Annotated in this window: 16 protein-coding genes and 2 pseudogenes; 8 read left to right on the top strand and 10 right to left on the bottom strand. The window is 72.4% G+C overall.

Annotation, left to right across the window (positions count from 1 at the left end):
• Window positions 1-43: 43 nt before the first annotated feature.
• A complete protein-coding gene (locus RIN75_RS24045; protein WP_309114264.1) occupies window positions 44-1,597 on the top strand; it encodes a BTAD domain-containing putative transcriptional regulator in 1,554 nt (517 codons plus the stop codon).
• Between the two features lie 258 nt (window positions 1,598-1,855).
• Here the strand turns inward: RIN75_RS24045 and RIN75_RS24040 are convergent.
• Together RIN75_RS24040 and RIN75_RS24035 are read right to left on the bottom strand one after the other, a co-directional pair.
• Window positions 1,856-3,092 (bottom strand): annotated as a pseudogene (locus RIN75_RS24040) (hypothetical protein); the annotation flags it as partial.
• Between the two features lie 231 nt (window positions 3,093-3,323).
• Window positions 3,324-3,428, bottom strand: a pseudogene (locus tag RIN75_RS24035) (peroxiredoxin); the annotation flags it as partial.
• A gap of 177 nt (window positions 3,429-3,605) precedes the next feature.
• On the opposite strand from RIN75_RS24035, the gene RIN75_RS24030 reads away from it, so the two are divergent.
• Window positions 3,606-4,154 (top strand): calcium-binding protein, encoded by a 549-nt coding sequence (locus RIN75_RS24030; protein WP_309114263.1) that lies wholly within the window; start codon window positions 3,606-3,608, stop codon window positions 4,152-4,154.
• Here RIN75_RS24030 and RIN75_RS24025 read toward each other — a convergent pair.
• Entirely contained in the window at window positions 4,141-7,116 is a 2,976-nt protein-coding gene (locus tag RIN75_RS24025) for a BTAD domain-containing putative transcriptional regulator (RefSeq protein WP_309114262.1), read from the bottom strand. The genes RIN75_RS24030 and RIN75_RS24025 overlap by 14 nt on opposite strands.
• A gap of 119 nt (window positions 7,117-7,235) precedes the next feature.
• Here RIN75_RS24025 and RIN75_RS24020 point away from each other — a divergent pair, with 119 nt between their 5' ends.
• A complete protein-coding gene (locus RIN75_RS24020; protein WP_309114261.1) occupies window positions 7,236-7,649 on the top strand; it encodes a hypothetical protein in 414 nt (137 codons plus the stop codon).
• Between the two features lie 53 nt (window positions 7,650-7,702).
• On the opposite strand, the gene RIN75_RS24015 is transcribed toward RIN75_RS24020, so the two are convergent.
• The 3 genes from RIN75_RS24015 to RIN75_RS24005 all read right to left on the bottom strand — a co-directional run bounded on the left by RIN75_RS24015 (window position 7,703) and on the right by RIN75_RS24005 (window position 9,552).
• Window positions 7,703-8,146, bottom strand: a complete 444-nt coding sequence (locus tag RIN75_RS24015; protein ID WP_309114260.1) for a hypothetical protein — start codon at window positions 8,144-8,146, stop codon at window positions 7,703-7,705.
• Window positions 8,147-8,268: 122 nt separating this feature from the next.
• On the bottom strand, window positions 8,269-8,511 hold the full coding sequence (locus RIN75_RS24010; RefSeq protein WP_309114259.1) for a hypothetical protein: 243 nt from the start codon (window positions 8,509-8,511) through the stop codon (window positions 8,269-8,271).
• 87 nt (window positions 8,512-8,598) lie between these two features.
• Entirely contained in the window at window positions 8,599-9,552 is a 954-nt protein-coding gene (locus RIN75_RS24005) for a helix-turn-helix domain-containing protein (RefSeq protein WP_309114258.1), read from the bottom strand.
• A gap of 83 nt (window positions 9,553-9,635) precedes the next feature.
• Between RIN75_RS24005 and RIN75_RS24000 the strand changes: the two genes are divergently transcribed.
• On the top strand, window positions 9,636-10,343 hold the full coding sequence (locus RIN75_RS24000) for an NIPSNAP family protein (RefSeq protein ID WP_309114257.1): 708 nt from the start codon (window positions 9,636-9,638) through the stop codon (window positions 10,341-10,343).
• Window positions 10,340-10,894, top strand: a complete 555-nt coding sequence (locus RIN75_RS23995) for a hypothetical protein (RefSeq protein WP_309114256.1) — start codon at window positions 10,340-10,342, stop codon at window positions 10,892-10,894. The genes RIN75_RS24000 and RIN75_RS23995 overlap by 4 nt, the downstream gene beginning before the upstream one ends.
• 3 nt (window positions 10,895-10,897) lie before the next feature.
• On the opposite strand, the gene RIN75_RS23990 is transcribed toward RIN75_RS23995, so the two are convergent.
• Complete coding sequence (locus tag RIN75_RS23990) at window positions 10,898-11,776, bottom strand: NAD(P)-binding domain-containing protein (protein ID WP_309114255.1); 879 nt, start codon at window positions 11,774-11,776, stop codon at window positions 10,898-10,900.
• 81 nt (window positions 11,777-11,857) lie between these two features.
• On the opposite strand from RIN75_RS23990, the gene RIN75_RS23985 reads away from it, so the two are divergent.
• Window positions 11,858-12,217 carry a MerR family transcriptional regulator gene (locus RIN75_RS23985; protein ID WP_309114254.1) on the top strand — a complete coding sequence of 120 codons (360 nt, stop codon included), beginning with the start codon at window positions 11,858-11,860 and terminating at the stop codon, window positions 12,215-12,217.
• On the opposite strand, the gene RIN75_RS23980 is transcribed toward RIN75_RS23985, so the two are convergent.
• A complete protein-coding gene (locus tag RIN75_RS23980) occupies window positions 12,212-13,366 on the bottom strand; it encodes a hypothetical protein (RefSeq protein WP_309114253.1) in 1,155 nt (384 codons plus the stop codon). The genes RIN75_RS23985 and RIN75_RS23980 overlap by 6 nt on opposite strands.
• A 117-nt stretch (window positions 13,367-13,483) precedes the next feature.
• Here RIN75_RS23980 and RIN75_RS23975 point away from each other — a divergent pair, with 117 nt between their 5' ends.
• A complete protein-coding gene (locus tag RIN75_RS23975; RefSeq protein WP_309114252.1) occupies window positions 13,484-13,843 on the top strand; it encodes a hypothetical protein in 360 nt (119 codons plus the stop codon).
• 126 nt (window positions 13,844-13,969) lie between these two features.
• On the opposite strand, the gene RIN75_RS23970 is transcribed toward RIN75_RS23975, so the two are convergent.
• Complete coding sequence (locus tag RIN75_RS23970; protein ID WP_309114251.1) at window positions 13,970-14,332, bottom strand: helix-turn-helix domain-containing protein; 363 nt, start codon at window positions 14,330-14,332, stop codon at window positions 13,970-13,972.
• A gap of 71 nt (window positions 14,333-14,403) precedes the next feature.
• On the opposite strand from RIN75_RS23970, the gene RIN75_RS23965 reads away from it, so the two are divergent.
• On the top strand, window positions 14,404-14,814 hold the full coding sequence (locus tag RIN75_RS23965) for a RidA family protein (protein ID WP_309114250.1): 411 nt from the start codon (window positions 14,404-14,406) through the stop codon (window positions 14,812-14,814).
• A gap of 15 nt (window positions 14,815-14,829) precedes the next feature.
• Here RIN75_RS23965 and RIN75_RS23960 read toward each other — a convergent pair whose 3' ends face one another.
• On the bottom strand, window positions 14,830-18,147 hold the full coding sequence (locus RIN75_RS23960; RefSeq protein WP_309114249.1) for an error-prone DNA polymerase: 3,318 nt from the start codon (window positions 18,145-18,147) through the stop codon (window positions 14,830-14,832).
• Window positions 18,148-18,328 lie beyond the last annotated feature (181 nt).

Below are 18,328 nucleotides of genomic sequence, written 5' to 3'. Positions count from 1 at the left end.
CTCGAAACCCGCGGCGGCGCCGAACACCGGAGGTGGGGAAGAAGTGCTGTTCCGCGTGCTGGGACCGTTGGAAGTGGCCGTGCCGGAAGGTGGGTCGACCACCACCCGGGTCACCCGGAAACCGGCCGCGCTGCTGGCCGCGCTGCTGCTCGACGCGGGTCGGTGGGTGGAGTTCGACCGGCTGGTCGAGGCGGTCTGGCCGGACCGGACGCCGCCGCGCTCGGCGTGGTCGAACCTCAAGAGCTACGCGTGGCAGCTGCGCCGGTTCCTGCCCGCGACCCGGGACGGCGGGCCGCGCGTCGAGGGGCGGCCGGGCGCGTACCGGCTGCGGGTCGAGCCGGGTGAGCTGGACGTCGACCGGTTCCGGCAGCTCACGGTGGACGCTCGGCACGCCATGTCCCGTGGTGACCTGCCAAAAGCCGTGCACCACTTGGAGGACGCGTCGGCGCTGTGGCGGGGCAGGCCGTTCGCCGAACTGGCCGACGACCTGGTCGCGCCGGTGGTGTCGGAGCTGTCCGAACTGCGCTGGGAGGTCCGGGAAACCCTGGCCGACGCGCTCACCGCCCAGGGCAGGCTGCGCGAGGCCGTCGCCCTGCTGCGCGAACTCACCACCGCCGCGCCCCTGCGCGAAGGACCCTGGGCCCGGCTGGTCATGGCCCTGGTCCGCGCGGGCCGGCGCAGCGAGGCGCTGGCCACCTACGACCAGGCCCGCCGCGTGATCGCCGACGAACTGGGCGTGGACCCCGGACCCGAGCTGGCCGAGGCCTACCGGCAGGCGCTGACCGAGCCGTCAACGTCCACTTCGGACCGTCCACTGCGCTCCGACCTGCCGCGGGCCGTCCCGGACTTCACCGGCCGCGAGCGCGAGGTGGCGCGCCTGATCCGGTTGAGCCGGTCCGGCGGGGTCCCGGTGGCGGTGATCGACGGCAGGCCCGGGATCGGGAAGACCGCGCTGGCCGTCCACGTCGCCCACCTGCTCGCCGACCACTTCCCGGACGGCCGCCTCCACGTCGACCTGCGCGCCGACGGCCCGCTGTCCGCCCACGACGCCCTGGCCCGCTTGCTGCGCGCCGCCGGCGTCTGCGACGTCCCCGCCGCTCTGGAGGAACGCGCGGCCCTGTGGCGGGCCACCCTCACCGGCCGCCGCGTCCTGCTCCTGCTGGACGACGCCACCGACGCCGACCAGGTCCGCCCCCTGCTGCCGGGCAGCGCCGGCTGCATGGTCCTGGTCACCACCAGCGCTCCCCTGCTGCACCTGGACGCCGTCGACCCCATCACCCTCACCCCGCTCCCCCCGGACCACACCACCACCCTCTTCCGCACCGCCACCGGCGACCGCACCCCGACCACCGACGTCCTGCACCAGGTGATCCGCCACACCGGCGGCCACCCCGCCGCGATCCGGAAAGCAGCGGCGATCTTCCGCTCACGTCCACAGTGGACCGCCCACCGGTTCGGCACGCTGCTCGCCCCCGCCCGTGAAACCAGAGTCGTGCCGGCCGCAGCCGAAGACATCATGTCGATCACGCCCACCAGGGCATACGGCCGGCCGGTGTTCGGAGAGCTTCAGGAAGTCGTGTCGGGTGGTCGGTTGTGACCGGCGTGCAGGGTGACGCCGCGCTCGCGGAGCAGGTGGTCGAGCGGGTCGGAGCAGGACGGCCGGTGGCGGTCGCGACGGTCTCGCCGTCCGGGACGAAGGTCGCGGTCGTGGGCGGTGGACCACCACGGCTTCACCCTGCTCACCGAACTGACCGGACAGCCTTGACGGTTGGGTCGAGTTGATGTTGCATGGGCGGGCAATCACGCAGCGCCGGTTGGTCGTGGAGCGCGCTGGTCGAACCCGCCGTCATGCGCACTACATCGGGGCGGGCGCGAAGCCGGTGGGCCGTGTGGTGAACGTGCCCCGGCCTTGGGTCCGGCTGCGCAACCGGGTCGCGTACCCGAACAGTTCGGCCAACGGCACGCTCGCCGTCACCACCGCGGTTCCCGCACGCGCGGTGGACCCGAGGATCCGGCCCCGCCGAGCCGCGAGGTCACCCAGGACCCCGCCCACGGCACTCTCCGGAACCGTCACCGCCACCTCGGCGACCGGCTCCAGCAGCGCCATCGTGCTCGCCCGCGGGGCTTCCCGGAGCCCGAGCCGGCCCGCGGTCCGGAACGCCATCTCCGACGAGTCCTTCACGTGCGTGCTGCCGTCGGTCAGCGTGACGCGCAGACCCGTCACCGGATGGCCGCCCAGGGGACCATCAGCCAACGCGTCCCGACACCCGGCCTCCACCGCACGCACGTACTCCGCCGGCACCCGACCACCGGTCACCGTCGACAGGAACTCGAACCCGCCGTGCCGATCTCCGTCCGGGTCCCACGGCTCCACGTCGAGCACCACGTGCGCGAACTGCCCCGCACCCCCTTCCTGTTTGACGTGCCGGTACACGAACCCCGACACACCACGCACCACCGTCTCCCGGTAAGCCACCTTCGGCCGCCCGACCGCAAGCTCCAACCGGTGGTCACGGCGCACCTTCTCCACCGCCACCTCCAAGTGCAGCTCGCCCATCCCGGAGAGCACGGTCTGCCCGGTCTCGGCATCGGTCCGGACCACCAGCGCCGGGTCCTCCTCCACCAGTTGCGCCAACGCCGACATCAGCCGCTCGGTCTGCGCGGCCCCACCGGGGACGGCAGGTGGGCGGCGACCGCGTCCAGCAACGGTTCGACACCGCGGTTGCGGTAGGCCGACCCGCACAGGACGACCACGCCGGCACCGCTCCGCGTCAGGTCCCGCAACGCCGCCGCCAGCGTCCCGGCGGACACCGTCGACTCCGTCACGAACTCCTCCAACGCGGTCGGGTGCAGCTCGGCCACCGCTTCCTCCAGCAGCCGACGCCGCCGGTTCGCCTCCTCCGCAACGCTTCCGGCACCGGCTCCTCCGACATGCCGAAGTCGGTCCACACCAGCGCCCGCAGGTGCAGCAGGTCGACGACACCGACGAACGAGTCCTCCGCGCCGATCGGCAGTTGGACGACCAACGGCACCGCGTGCTCCCGGATGGACGCGACGGCCGCGTCGAGGTCCGCCCCGGCCCGGTCCATCTTTGGCGGACGGTGCCGCGGGCGTCGATCAGGACGGTGCCGGACTGCTGCATCGAGCCGAACGCCTTGCGGCTCAAGCCGACCAGGGCGTGTGGGCGGCCGGTGACCACGGTGTGCGGGATGCCGCGCTTGGCCTTCCACGCCGCCGCCGTCGCACGGTCCTCCGGGGACCGCGATCAGGACGCGGACGCCGGCCGTCGCGAAGCGGTCCGCGTTCTCGACCAGGTCGCGGACGTGGCGGTGGCACACGGGGCAGGTCGTGGAGCGCATGAAGTACAGCAGGACCGCGTGGTCGTCGGGCAGGCGGACGGTGTGGCCGGTGGTGTCTTCCAGCACCATCTCGGGAGCGGCGGAGCCTGGTGTGAGCACTGCGGAGTTCCCTTCGAACCGGTTGTGACCCGCACAAGAGGGCGCGAACGCGCGAAAGGGTTCACCGGATCGGTTAGCGGTCGGCTAACGCCGGGCGCGCAGCCTCGTCCCGTGGCCGAAGGGCCATCGGACAAGGGAGGCTCTGTCATGAACATGCGTACTCGGCTGGTCGCGGTGGCGGCCGTGGCGGCGGGTGGGGTGCTCGCCGCGGGTGGGGTCGCGGTCGCGGACGACCCGCCGCCGCCGTGGGCCCAGCCCTGCTACGGGTTGGAGCCCACGATCTACGCCGTGCCGGGCGTGCCCACCGTCGGGACCAACGGGGCCGACGTCATCCTGGGCTCGCCCGCCGCCGACCAGATCGCCGGGCTGGCGGGCAACGACGTCATCTGCGCGTTGGCGGGCAACGACGTGGTCTACGCGGGGCCGGGCGACGACCTGGTGTTCGCGCAGGAAGGTGACGACAACGTCGACGCGGGCATCGGCAACGACACCGTCTTCGGCGGCCTCGGCAACGACGACGTGATCGCGGGCGACGGCGAGGACAGCGTGTTCGGCGGTCCCGGCGACGACCGGATGGCGGGCGGCGACGGGCTCGACACGCTCGACGGCGGCCCGCACATCGAGGGCGACACCGCCAACGGCGGCGCACCCGTCGGCGACAGCTGCCCCAACGACGAGGTCGTCATCGACTGCTGACCACCGCCCCGCGCTGCTCCCGACCAGCGGCCGGGAGCAGCGCCTGCCGCAGCAGCAACGCGGTCGCCCCGTCCGGCGGCGTGCCGAGCTGGGACAGCGCCGCGACGACGGTGGTCCGGGCGGCCGTGACACGCGCGGGGTCGCGGCTCTTCAGCGCCGCGGCGAGCAGGAGGCGGTGGGCGCGGGGTGCGAACGGGTCGCCGGCGAGGACGCGTTCAGCCAGGTAGCAGGCCCGGGACGGCTCACCGGACACCAGGCACAGCTCGCCCAGGTCCAGCAGGTTCCGACCGTGCAGCGCCCGCAGCCGGTCGGCCTCCAGGCCCGGCTCGGCGGCCGGCAGGTCCAGCAGGTCGGACAGCGGATCGCCGCGCCACAGCTCCACCGCCTCGGCCAGCAATTCCGTGGCCCGGTCGAGATCGCCCTCGGCACGGGCGGCGCGCACCTCGGCGTTCAGCGCGTCCAACCGCCACAGGTCCACCTCCAGCCACTTCGACCGGACCAGGCGGATCGCGTCCCCCGTGGTGCGCAGGTGGAAGCTCGCGTCACCGCGGGCGCGGTCGGGGTCGAGCAGGCGGCGCAGGTGGGTCAGGGTGACCCGCAGGTTGCGCGCCGCGTCGGCGGGGTCGAGGTCGGGCCACAGCAGCCCGCACGCCTGCTCGCGGGTCAGCACCGGCCGCACCACCAGGGCGGCCAGCAGTTGCCGGACCCGGACGCGACGCAGCTCCGGCGGGTCGACCGGCGCGCCGTCCCGGGTGACCCGCATGGCGCCGAGCACGTCCACGCGGGTCCGGGTCACGGGCGGCGGGGGCACAGCGGCGAGCAGCCGCGCCGCTCCCCCGCGCGGTGGGGCGGACCGAAGCGACCGGTGCACGACCGGTCCAAGAACATCAGCCAACCACCCGCCCAGACCGAGGTCGCCCACCTCCGCCAAGCGTGCCGCCAGCTCAACCGACCACGGCAACGGCAGGAAGCACAACGCGTGCTCGAACGGCAGCCGCGCCGCCGGACCGACGTCCCCGGCCCGGGCCAGGACCAGCGCACGAGCGGCGGCACGGGCCTTGGCGTGCGACGGCCCGAGGTCGGTCCGGTCCCACACCGCCCGCAGGACGTCGCTGAGCACGTACCCCAGGGCCAGGAACCGCCGCAGGTGCCGCTCGTGGAACCGGTCCGTCACCGGCCACCGCGCCAAGTGGTCCGCGAACGTCCGGCGCGCCAACGCTTCCTGCCCGCCACCGACCAGGACGGCGGCACGCGCGGCGCAGGCCAGCACCGCGTCCCGGGGGTTGTCGTGGCCCGCCGGGTCGCCGCACGGCAGCGGGCACCAGTCCCCCGAATCACCGCAGCACGCGGCGATCACGGCTTGGAAAGCGGCCGACACGAAGGAATCCCGGGCCGTGCCGTCCAGCGGTGCACCCCGGAGAACGGCCAGGTCGGCCGGGTCGCCGTCGAACCAGCGCGCGATCGGCCCGTTGAGCCGCAGGTGTTGCTCGTCGGCGTCGGCCAGCGCCTCGTCGGCGAGGTCGGCGGCTTCCCCGGCGCGCCCGCACATGTTGAGGCAGTGGTAGTGGAACCGGACCGTCGCGAGCGCGACCGGGCGCGGCACGTCCACCACGGGCGCCCGTTCGATCTCGGCGAGCGCTGCCTCCGGGTCCCCGCCGACCTCGGCCAGGGTCGCCGCCACGCTGTGCCGCAGTACCAACGCGATCGCGGTCGGAGCGCCGCGCAACTCCCCCGCCCGCCGCGCCAGTTCGGCCAACCGGGGCAGGTCGGCCCGCGAGTGCGCGGTGATGACGGCCTGGCCCAGCACGGCGGTGTGCTTCAGGCCCTGCCAGGCCCGGTCGAGCAGCGGGTCGATGCGCGGGTCGGCGAAGTCGCTCGCGTGCAGGACGGCCGCGTGCAGCAGGAGGAAGGCCGGTTCGTCGCGCGCGATGTCCGGCACCCGCTCCAGCCAGCGCCGCGCGGTGACCACCGGCAACGCCGACAACGTCGTGTTCACCAGCACCACCGCCAACTCGGCCAGCAGTCCCCAGTCCCCGCCACGCCGGGCCAACGCACCCGCCCGCGCCAGATCACCTCGTGCGGTCAACACCTCCGCAGCGCGCCGGTGCAACCGCCGGGTCTCCACGGACAGCGCTTCCGCCCACAGCTCGTGCGCCCGATACCGCCCGTCCTCCAGCACCCCGACCAACGGCACCCGCCGCGCCAACTCCGCCAGAACGACCGGTTCGCCGGTCACCGCCGCGACCTCGTCGTCCGTCGCGGTGTGCAGAGCGGCCAGTGCCGCCAGGGCATCACGCTGCCCGTCCGGCAGCCGAGCCAGGATCTCTTCCTGCGCGTACCGCCACGGCGCCGAAGGCCCGGCCTCGAACGCCAACCGCACCAACGCAGGCCACCCGCGCACCGCCGCCGCCAACGCCGGGTCCCGCCCGAGCCCACGCCCCAGCGCCCGGACTTCGGTCTCGGTGAACGACAACTCGTCCGCGCCGACCCGCAACACCTCCCCCGCCGCCTCCCGCCGCGCCAACGGCAGGTCCGGCAACTCCCGCCCGCACAACACCAGGTGCGCCGTCGCCGGCAACCCCCGCACGAGTTCGGCCAACAACGCCGCACCAGGCGACCCGGACGGGATCTCGTGCACGTCGTCGAGCACCAGGCACACGTCCAAAGGCGCCATCCGCACCAACGCGTCGATCACCGCCCGCGCACCGCGCCCCCTCGGCCCCGGCAGCGCGTCGAGCAGCGCCCCCGCCAACGCCTCCGCGCTCTCGTGGACCGGCGCGCAGTCCACCCACACGTCCACCCCGCGCGGCTCCAGCAGGTGCGCCCGCACGGCCTGCGCCAACACCGTCGTCTTCCCGAACCCGGCCCCGGCCACCACCACCGTCACCGGCCGCTCCCACCGACCCGCGAGCCGGTCGACCAACCGCAGCCGGGGCAACTCGACGTCCAGGGACCGCGGCACGATCGTCGCTTCCCACACATGTCCTCGGATCGGCCGAAGCCCCCGGAAATACCGGCGCGGTCGAGTAGTGTCCGGTCGAGGGGGATGGGGCCTTGGCTGCGGAACGACTTGGAGCAGTAATGGTCGCGCTCGCCCTGGGCGGGGCGGCTTGCACGACCGGCGGTGGGGACGAATGCGACACGGCGGTGACCGTCGAACCGGTGGTCATCCGGGGTGGTGGCGCGCCCACGGCCGATCTGGACCTCCAGGCCCGGGCCGTCGACGGCGGGAAGCCGGTCGCCGGGCTGGTGCTGGAGTTCCGGCTCGGGTGGCCGCCCGAGGGCGGTGCCGTGGTGGGGTCGGCGGACACCGGCGCCGACGGTGTCGCGCGCCTGCACGTGGACGACTACCTGCGCGCCACACCCGTGCAGGGCATGGACTTCACCGCGATGGGCCGGTACCAGGCCGAGGTTTCGGCGTTCCAGACGTCGGAGGAGGTGGGCAGGTCGGTGTGCGTGCGCGGCGGCCAAGCCTCGTTCCGCTACGAACCCTGAGGGGCCGGGCCGGCGCGGCACCACCGCCCGCGCCGGCTCGCCGCACCACCCGGTCAGTTGAACGGGTTGTCGTAGAACGCGCTGCGCGTGATCGGCTTCGCGGTGTTCGTGGCGCCGTCGAAGTAGAGGCCCTCGAAGACCAGTCGCACGTTCTGCACCGTGCCGCCGTACGGGAAGTCGGCGTTGATCGTGCCGGACTGGTAGAAGTGCTGGTGCGGCGCGCCGTTCACGTCGATCCGCAGCTTGGTGTCCACGTAGCTGGACTGCCGGTTCATCGTCACGTCGAGCCGGTAGAGCGCGTTGCCGTCGTCGAACCGGATGGTGCCGCTCAGGTGCCCCACCTTGGTCTCGTAACCGCTGGACGAGTAGCCGCGCAGCTGGATCTCCACCGGTTGCGCGGGGCCGAGCGCGGCCTGGGCCGGTGCCGTCGCCACCGTCGTGGCCACCAACGCGGCGGCGACGGTTCCGGCCAGGCGTAACAGGGTTCTTGCCTTCATCCGTCTTCTCCTCATCGTCGAGGGGCGGGTTCCGGCGCTCACTTTCGCATGGCGGGCAACGGTTCCGCTGTCAGCCGATCGGACGCGAATGCACGTCTCAATGACGAAAGAGTTTCGTTGGCTCAGTCCGGGATCTCCAGCGTGAAACCCGGCGCGGGACACCGCAGTCGGATGTACTGGGCTTCGGTGCGCGTGATGACGTCGATGATGATCCGCTTGGCTGGCGACGAGCACGTCCGCGTACCGGTTCGCGATGCCGGCCGCCTGCTGGGCGCGCCGCGCCACGCGCGGCCGAGGTCGTCGCCGATCGCGTCGAGCAGGTTCACCTCGTGGCCGGTCTGGTCGACGTCCATGTCCAGGCCCATGTGCCTCCCTTCGGGTCGTGGTGCCCCAAGGGTTCCGGGTGCCGGGCCGGGCGTGCCGCACCGTGACCGGTTGCGGACATCGGCGGGTCAGGAGAAGGCGCGGCGGTACTGGGTCGGGGTCACGCCGAGGTGGGCGGCGAAGTGGCGGCGCAGGTTGGCCGCCGAACCCAGGCCGCTGCGGTCGCTGACCTGGTCGACGGGCAGGTCGGTGGTCTCCAGCAGGGTCCGGGCGCGGATGACGCGTTGGGTGAGCAGCCACTGCAACGGCGTCGTCCCGGTCGCGTCGTGGAAGCGCCGGACGAACGTGCGGGCGCTCATGCCCGCCTGGCGTGCGAGGTCGTCCACGGTGAGCGGCTGGTCGAGGTGCTCGGTGGCCCAGTGCAGGAGCGGACCCAGGCCGGTGTCGTCGGTGTCCGGGACGGACAGGGCGGTGTACTGGGCCTGTCCCCCGGTGCGGTGCGCGGGCAGGACCATGCGGCGGGCGACCTGGTTGGCGACGTGCGCGCCGAGGTCCGCGCGGACCACGTGCAGGCACAGGTCGATCCCGGCGCTGCGGCCCGCGCTGGTGAGCACGTCACCGTCGTCCACGTAGAGGACGGAGTCGTCCACCTGCACTTTCGGGTGCAGCATCGCGAGGGTGGCGGCGTACATCCAGTGCGTCGCGGCCCGCCTGCCGTCGAGCAGGCCCGCCGCCGCCAGGACGAAGGACCCGGTGCACAGCGACACGATCCGCGCGCCCGCGTCGGCGGCGGCGCGCACCGCCTCCACCAGGGCCGACGGGATGGGCTGTCCGGACTGGACGCACGCGTACGGCAACGCCGGGACCACGACCGTGTGGGCGTCGGCCAGCGCGTCCAGGCCGTGGTCGGCGCGCTGCCAGAAGCCGAACTCGCTGCGGGTGCCGGCCGGGTCCGCCGCGCACAGCCGCAGGTCGTACCAGGGGTCGGCCAGGTCGGTCCGTTGCGGCCCGAAGACCTCGCAGGCGATTGCCAGCTCGAACAGCGGCATGTCGTCGATCACGGCCAGGGCCACGGACCTCATGCGCCCGAGTCTGGCAGGAATCGTGCGAATAGTGGAAGTCCTGCCACTCGTGGTCGCCGGGTCGCGCCGGCACCGTCTCCGGCGTGAACCTGAACGTCGTCGAGTTGCGGCAGTACACCTTGCGTCCCGGGCAGCGGGACGTGTTGATCGAGTTGTTCGACCGGGAGTTCGTGACGACCCAGGAGGAGGTCGGGATCCGCGTCCTCGGCCGGTTCCGCGACGAAGACCGCCCGGACCGGTTCGTGTGGCTGCGGGCGTTCCCGGACATGGACGCCCGGCGCGAGGCGCTGACCGCCTTCTACGTCCACGGAGCCGCGTGGCGCGAGCACAGCGCCGCCGCGCGGGCCACCATGCTCGACACCAGCGACGCCCTGCTCCTGCGCCCCACCTCGTTCTCCGGACCGATCATGCCGCCGGGGTCGACGCGGGTGGCGATCACCGTCTACCACCTGGCGACCGACGCGGACGAGTTCGTCGGGTTCTTCGAGGAGACCGTGGCACCCGTGCTGGCCGCGACCGGCGCACCGCCCCTGGCCTGCTTCCGGACCGAACCGGCGGAGAACACCTACCCCGCGCTGCCGGTGCGCACCGGGGAGAACGTGTTCGTGTGGCTGGCGGCGTTCCCCGACGAGGAGCACCACCGGGAGCACGAGCGGCGACTCGCGGAAGTGTGGCAGCAGGTGCCACCGGACCTGACCGACCGGGTGAGTCGAACCCAGCACCTGAGACTGTCCCCCACCGCCGGATTCCTGAGCAACCCGCGCGCGGGCCATGCGTCCTTGCGCACGTGACGATCAACTGGAGTCGGGTGCGGCTGTGGTTGCCGGTCGGGTTGGCCGCGGTGGCGACGCTGTGGTTCCTCTGGTCGGTCAGCATGCCCGGCGGGCACTTCACCGCGACCATCTCCTCCTTGTACCTGTGGATGCTCGTGCTGGTGGTGGCCTTCGGCATCGGTCTGTCCGCCCTGCTGGACCTGCCGCCTCCCCGGTGGCGCACGGTGGTCCGCCTGTGGCCGCTGGCCCTGGTGCCGTTGCTGGCCGCGTTGGCGCTCGGCGGGTCCGGCCCCGTCGAGCGCCTCATGTTCCACCTGCACCGCCCCGCGCTGGAGGCGCTGGCCGCGGAGCAGCCGCGGCGGGCCGAGCGCCAGGTGGGCATCTACCCGGTCACCGGCACCTCGCGCGACCAGCACTGCGCCCTGATCGACGTCGACGGCGCCGGCGGCTTGTTCGCCTCCACGGGTTTCGCCCACTGCCCCGGCGAACGGCCGAAGGACGCGACCGGCGACGGCTACTACTACGTCCCGATCGACGGCCCCTGGTACCAGTTCACGTTCAGGTGGTGAAGCCTAAACGCGCGGCTTGCGGAACACCTCCACCATCGCGGCATAGCCGTTTCCGCCGTGCCCCTCGGCGATCGCACGGTCGGCCAAGTCCTTGACGAACCTCGGCAGGCTCGCGTTCACCCCGGCCACCTCGCTCTCGTGGACCAACATCCCCATCGCCGCCGCGTGACTCTCGATCGTCGCGTCGAGCGCCGGGTACACCCCGTCGTCGACCTGCCGGGCGTACCCCGCCAACCACCCCGCCGCCGTCTCGATGTTCTGCCGCGCGAACGGCACGAACGCCGAAGCGTCCACCCCGGCCGCACCCAGCAGCGCCGCGCCGTGCAGGAACCCGTTGAGCAGGCTCCACATCAGGCTCACCCCGGCGCCGGCGTACAAAGTGGACAGACCGTGGTCGTCCCCGAGGTGCACCACCCCGTCGCCAAGCGCCCGCAAAACCGCCTCATACCGCTCGAAAACCGCCTGCGGCCCGCTGTAGAGGATGAACGACTCCGCCGTCCCGATCTCCTGCGGCATGGACATGATCGCCCCGACCAGGTACTCAGCGCCCACCGCGTCAACCCACTCGGCCGCCTCCCGCGCCTCCTCGGATGTCCCCGAAGTCAAGTTCACCAGTACTTTTCCGCCGAGCACAGCACCGATCAACGGCCGCAACCCGGCCAGCGCGGCATAGTCCGTGACACACACGACCACCAGCGAGCCGGCGGCCACGGCCTCCGCCACCGACCCGGCCCGCGCCGCACCCTCCGCAACCAGCGGGTCGGCCTTGGCCGCGGTGCGGTTCCACACGGTCGTCGGGTGTCCGGCGCGCAGGAACGCCCCGGCCAGTGCCTGCCCCATCAGGCCCAGGCCGATCACGGCCACCGGGACCTCTTTTCGCATCGGTCAGCTCCCCCATGGAGTCGGAACAGATGAGGGGATCATGGACGTTCACACCGGTATGAAGGTCAAGAGGAGGCCGGGGTGTTGATCGGGGAGCTGAGCCGGCGCACCGGGGTCCGCACGCACCAGCTGCGCTACTACGAGGCGCAGGGCCTGCTGAAGCCGAGTCGGAGTGCCGCCGGTTACCGGGAGTACGGGGACGACGCCGTGGTGACCGTGAACCGGATCCGGAACCTGCTCGGGGCCGGGCTGTCGACCGAGGTCATCGCCTTCATGATGCCGTGCACCACCGGGCCGGTGCCCGAGTTGAAGCCGTGCCCCGAACTCCTCGACGGCCTGCGCGCCCGCCTGCAAGCCCTGGACGCCGAGATCGACTCCCTCACCCGCTCCCGCCAGGCCCTGGCCGACTACATCACCGCCACCGAACGCCCCGGTTCATGAGGCCCGCAGGGTCATCAGGTAGACCGCGCGCACGGCCAGGGTCCGCTCGACCTCGTCGATGATCGGGGCGAAGAACTGCTGGCGGTGGTCGGCGTCGCTCATCGACGTGATGGCGAAGTACATGCTGCCGAACGCCGCGAACAGGGTCGCGTTGCGCAGCAGGGCCACCGGGATGCCCGGGAGGAGCTTGGCGAACGTCGGCGTGCCGCCGATCCACTGCTCGGCGGTCTCCGGCGTGACCACGATCAGACCCAGCACCAGGAAGAACGCGAACAGCGCCAGCCCCACCACGGCCGCCTGGACGAGTTGGCGGGTGGCGAGCATGAGCAGCAGGTTGCGGTTCTGCCGGCCGTTGAGCGGGGTCGCGTGGAGCGGTTCGGTGATCTCGACGGAGGCCAGCGGGGTGCCCTTGCAGGCGGCGGAGAGGCGTTCGGGGCGCAGGTCCTGTTCGACGCGGCCGATCTCGTCGCGCAGGCGGGCGGCGGCGGCCAGGACGGTGATCGCGCTGAACAGCAGGACGACCAGGGACACCCGGAACCAGCCGAGGTTGTTCATCGCCTGCCACAGCTCGCCGGTGAAGAACAGGAACAGGGTCACGAACAGCATCGCGGGCAGCGCCCGACCCAGCAGGCGGACGCTGTTGGCCAGGTCGTTGACCGCGTGCCGGACGGCCCGGCGCAGCAACGTGCCGAGCCCGTAGGTGGTGGACAGCATCGTGCCCACGAACACCGCGGCGAAGAAGATCACGAACCCCAGCAGCCCGACGGCACTGCCACCGGGCGGCGTCACCGTGTCGTCCACCGCGAGCTGCAACAACGGCACCGCCACCGGCATCACCGCGTACACCGCGAGCACGCCCATCGTCGCCCCTCGCGACAACCGCGGCAACCTCCGCACGAACAACCGCAACGCCACCCATGTGGCCAACGTCGCCAACAACACCCCCGCCAACAACGCCCACCGCTGTCCCCCGGCCGACCGCAGCGGCACCAGCCACACCAGACTGGCCAACGTGACCAAGCCCAGTGCCGGCAACATCCGCGGCAACACGTGGGTGCGGAACCCGTAACCTTCGATCATCGTCGGCGTGCCGTCACGCACGAACCAGTTCTCGGTGGCACGGACCCTGCGGGCGGTGTTCGACGGCATGGCCGGAATCATTCCACCGTGGACCGTCGCCCCCGTCGACCGGGCTGGTCAGGGCAGTGGTGCCGCGAGGTGCGGTGGCTGCCTCAGCGCGTGCGCGTGGTTCGTGGACTGCCCGCCGTGGATGATGGCGTGCTCGGCTCGGTGACCTGTCCGTCCGGGGAGCTCGTGCTGGTGGATGGCGGCTACCTCGGGTTGTGGTCCGGGGAGCGCTCGCCTGATGAGGTCGGGGCGTCCGCCGGTGTCGCGGCGGTCGACTTCGAGGTCGTCGGTCCCGACGCCGCGGCGCGGTCCTTCGACCACCAGGCCGGGCGCAGGTTGTACGACATCCCCGAGCACGCGGCGGAACCGTTCGCCGCGAAGTTCGCCGAGCACTGCCGCGCGCACGGTCTCACCGCGTCGCTGCACCGGGTCCCCCGCCGGTCCCGCACCGCGAGCGCGTGTGGCACGCGATCGGGGCGGGCGACCCGGACTTCCTGATCACCGGTGTGCCGGTGGTCCCGGTCGGCGGCGCGCCGACCGACCGGGGGGGCGGTGGCGGAGCGGCGCCCGCTCGCGCCCCGGATGACCATCGTGCGTGAGACAAGCTCTTGATGTCCGAGTGGTTCAGCGGCCCGTCCGGGCGTCGAAGCGGGCTCGGGCCGCGTCGACCTCGTCCAGCGTCGTGGTGGTCCAGTGCAGGAGCGCGTCCACCAGGTCCTGCAACGACCTGCCCAACACCGTGATGCGGTACTCCACCGCGACCGGCCGGGTGTCGATCACGACCCGTTCCACCATCCCGTTGCGTTCCAACCTCCGCAGGGCCGCGGTCAGCGACTTCTGCGTCACCACCGGGATCGCCCGGCGAAGTCCGTTGAACCGCAACGGGTTCTCGCACAACGCGTCGAGGACCTGGAGCGACCACTTGTCCAGGACCTCGTCCAGCAGTTCGCGGTGGCGTTCGGTGAGGGCGGGGGTGGTTTCCGGCATGACACCTAGTCTCGTTGAAGTGCCCTTTCGATACCAGGTAGACATCGGATACCTACTACGAAAGGTCACCCATGGCAGTGCGGTTGTCGACACCCGAAGGCATGTTCGCCCCCGTCCCCTACCACCACGTCTCGGTCGCCACCGGCACCCGCCACGTGCACGTGGCCGGGCAGATCGCCCGTGACGCCGAGGGCAACCCCGTCGCCACCGACGACCTTGCCGGGCAGGTCGCCCAGGCGTTGCGCAACACCGCACGGGGCCTGGCCGGGGCCGGGGCGTCCTTCGCCGACGTCGTCCGGTTGCGGTTCTTCGTCACCCGGTGGAGTCCGGACAAGTACGACGACTTCGTCGCGGGCATCGAACGGGTCTCCACCGAACTCGGCCTGCCACGCCCGCTGCCGCCGCTGTCGGCGATCGGGGTGGACTACCTGTTCGAACCGGACGTGCTCGTGGAGGTCGAGGCGTACGCCGTCCTGGACTGACCGCTCCGTTCACGTTCACCGGAAGTCGCGGGACTTCAGGGCCAAGCGGAGGTCGAGGGGTTGGAGGTGGTCGGCGACGAGGTTGACGGCGCCGGTGGCGTTTTCGACGATGCCCCTGACGAGCAGGGCGTTGGCGTTGCGGGCGGTGTTCTTGTGGAGGGTCCACAGGCCGACGCTGATGACGACGTTGGTCATGCCGGTTTCGTCTTCCAGGTTCAGGAACGTGATGCCACCGGCGGTGCCGGGGCGTTGGCGGTGGGTGACGACGCCGCCGACGCGGACGCGGGTGCCGTCGGGGACGTGGGCCAACCGATCAGCCGGGAGGGCGCCGAGGGAGTCGAGGTAGGTGCGGACCAGGTGGATGGGGTGGGTGTCGGGGGTGATGCCGGTGCCCCACAGGTCCGCGATCACGAGTTCCCACGCGGTCATGCCGGGGAGGGCGGGGGCGGTGGTGACGCTCGCCGTGCCGGGGAGGGTGGTGGGGTGTTCGCGGGCGGCGGCGCCGGCTTTCCAGAGGGCGGCTCGGCGGTCGGGTTCGAGGTCGGCCAACGCGCCGGCGGTGGCCAGGGCTTCCAGTTGGGGGGTGGTCAGGTGGGTGCGGCGGGCCAGGTCGTCGAGGCTGGTGTAGGGGCCGTGGGCGGCGCGGTGGGTGGCGATGAGGGTGGCCAGGTCGTCTCCGAGGGTGCGGACGCCGGCCAGGCCCAGGCGGATGGCGTGGCCGCCGGTGCTGGTGGGGTCGGGTTCCAGAACAGCGTGGGCCTGGCTGGTGTTGATCTCCGCCCGGCGGACGTTGACGCCGTGGCGGCGGGCGTCGGCGACCAGGGACTGGGGCGTGTAGAACCCCATCGGCTGGGCGCGGAGCAGGGCGGCGCAGAACGCGGCGGGGTGGTAGCGCTTGAGCCAAGCGCTGGTGAACACCAGGTGGGCGAACGCGAGCGCGTGGCTCTGGGGGAAGCCGTAGCCGCTGAAGGCCTGGACCTGGAGGAAGATCTTGTCGGCAAGGTCGCCGTGGATGCCGTTCGCAGCCGCACCCCGGTAGAACCGGTCCCGTAGTCGGTCCATTTTGGACAGTGCACGCTTGGAGCCCATGGCACGGCGCAGTTCGTCGGCCTCGCCGGGGGTGAACCCGGCGGCGTCGACGGCGATCTGCATGACCTGTTCCTGGAACAGCGGCACGCCGAGGGTCTTGTCCAGGGCACGGGCGAGGAGCGGGTGGTCGTGCTGCCAGGGTTCGCCCTGCCGGCGGCGGATGTAGGGGTGCACGGAGCCGCCCTGGATGGGGCCGGGGCGGATCAGCGCGACTTCGACGGCGAGGTCCCAGAAGGTGCGCGGTTTGAGGCGGGGCAGGGTGGCCATCTGGGCGCGGGACTCGACCTGGAACACCCCGACCGTGTCGGCGGCGCACAGCATGTCGTACACGTGCGGGTCGGCCAGGTCGAGGTGGGCGAGGTCGACGTGGACGCCGTCGTGTTCGGCGATCAGGTCACGGGCGTAGCGGACCGCGGAGAGCATCCCGAGCCCCAGGAGGTCGAACTTGACCAGGCCGGCGGTGGCGCAGTCGTCCTTGTCCCACTGGAGCACGGTCCGGCCGGGCATCCGGGCGTGTTCGACCGGCACCACCTCGGACACCGGGCGGTCGCAGATGACCATGCCACCGGAGTGGATGCCCAGGTGCCGGGGGAAGCCCTCGAACTGGGCGGCCAGCCGCCACACCGCGGCGGGGATCGGGGTCGGGCTGTCGCGGTGTTCGGCGGCGGCGCTGTGCACGGTGCCCCAGCCGTCGATGTTCCTGCTCCACGCGTCCTGCGTGCCGGGCGGGAACCCGAGGGCGCGGGCGGCGTCGCGGATCGCCGACTTCGCCCGGTAGGTGATGACGTTGGCGACCTGCGCGGAATGCCGCCTGCCGTGTTTTTCGTAGACGTACTGGATGACCTCCTCGCGCCGGTCGGACTCGATGTCGATGTCGATGTCCGGCGGCCCGTCCCGCTCCACCGACAGGAACCGCTCGAACAGCAGGTCCCAGCGCACCGGGTCCACGTTGGTCACGCCGAGCGCGTAGCAGACCGCGGAGTTGGCCGCCGAACCCCTACCCTGGCACAGGATGTCGTTGCGGCGGCAGAACTCCACGATGTCGTGCACGATCAGGAAGTAGCCGGGGAAGTCGAGCCGCTCGATCACGCCCAACTCGTGCTCCAACTGCGCGTACGCCCGCGGGTTGCCCTCGGGCGGCCCGTAGCGGTCCCGCGCGCCCTCGGCCGTCAGTTTCCGCAGCCAGGACACCTCGGTGTGCCCCGGGTCCACCGGGAAGGGCGGCAGCTTGGGCGCGACCACCTGGAGGTCGAACGCGCACTCCATGGCCAGCAACGCCGTCCGCGTCACCGCGCCGGGGTACCGGGCGAACCTCGACGCCATCTGCATCCCCGACCGCAGCGCGGCGGCCCCGAAGGGCGGCAACCACCCGGCCATCTCGTCCAACGACCGCCGCGCCCGCACCGCCGCCATCGCCCCCGCCAGCCGCCCCGCCCGGGTGTGCGCGTAGTGCACCTGGTTGGTCGCCACCGTCGGCACCCCGGCCCGCTCCGCCAGCCCGGCCAGCACGTCATTGCGCAGCGAGTCGCCGGGCAGCGTGTGGTCCACGAGTTCCACCGCCACGTTGCGCCGCCCGAACCGGTCGACCAGCCACGCCAGCCGCTCCCCCGCCGCGCACGGCCCGTGGTCGGTCAACGCCTTGCGCACCATGCCCTTGCGGCACCCGGTCAACGCCAGGACGTGCCCGGCCAGTTCGTCCACCACCTCCTCCAGGTCGTAGACCGGACGGCCCTTCTCCCCGCCCCGCAGGTGCGCCGACGAGATCACCGAACACAGCCGCCGGTACCCCTCCGGGCCGCGCGCCACCAGCAGCAGGTGCTCCCCTTCCGGGTCGGGCACCCCGTTCTGCGGCCCCGACAACCCCAGGCTCAACTCCGCTCCGTAGGCGGTGTGCACCCCCAGGTCACGGGCGGCCTCCGCGAACCGGACCACCCCGTACATCCCGTCGTGGTCGGTCAACGTCACCGCGTCCAGCCCGAGCCGCGCGGCCTCCTCCACCAGTTCCTCGGGGTGGCTCGCCCCGTCCAGGAAGCTGAAGTTCGAGTGGCAGTGCAGTTCCGCGTACGGGACGCGCCGGGCGTTGGGCGCTTCCCGCGTGACCCGCCGGTCGAGCAGGTCCCCGGCCCGCGCGTACCCGTCGACCCCGCGCGGCCCGGCCGACCGCCGCCCCTCGCCGTCGACCCGCCCGGACAACGCCCGTTCCAACTCGTTCCAGGGCAACTCCGGCCGACTGTCGAACCCCACCCGCACCACACCTTCCCCGAGGACCGCTCGCCGTGGGGAAGCCGGCGGGACACGACCGGGGCAACACGTTCACCCGGCCGGTCGAACACACGTTCGACTATTCCTACTCGATGCGAATCACGCCCGCAAGTTCGCGGTCCGGCCGGACGAAGAGCGGTGGGGGCGACCCGCCGCCACGGGC

Source organism: Saccharothrix sp. (assembly GCF_031180885.1).
Taxonomy (GTDB): domain Bacteria; phylum Actinomycetota; class Actinomycetes; order Mycobacteriales; family Pseudonocardiaceae; genus Actinosynnema.
The sequence above is the reverse complement of the archived record's forward strand: the minus strand, read 5'-3'. Positions and strand labels throughout refer to the sequence as shown.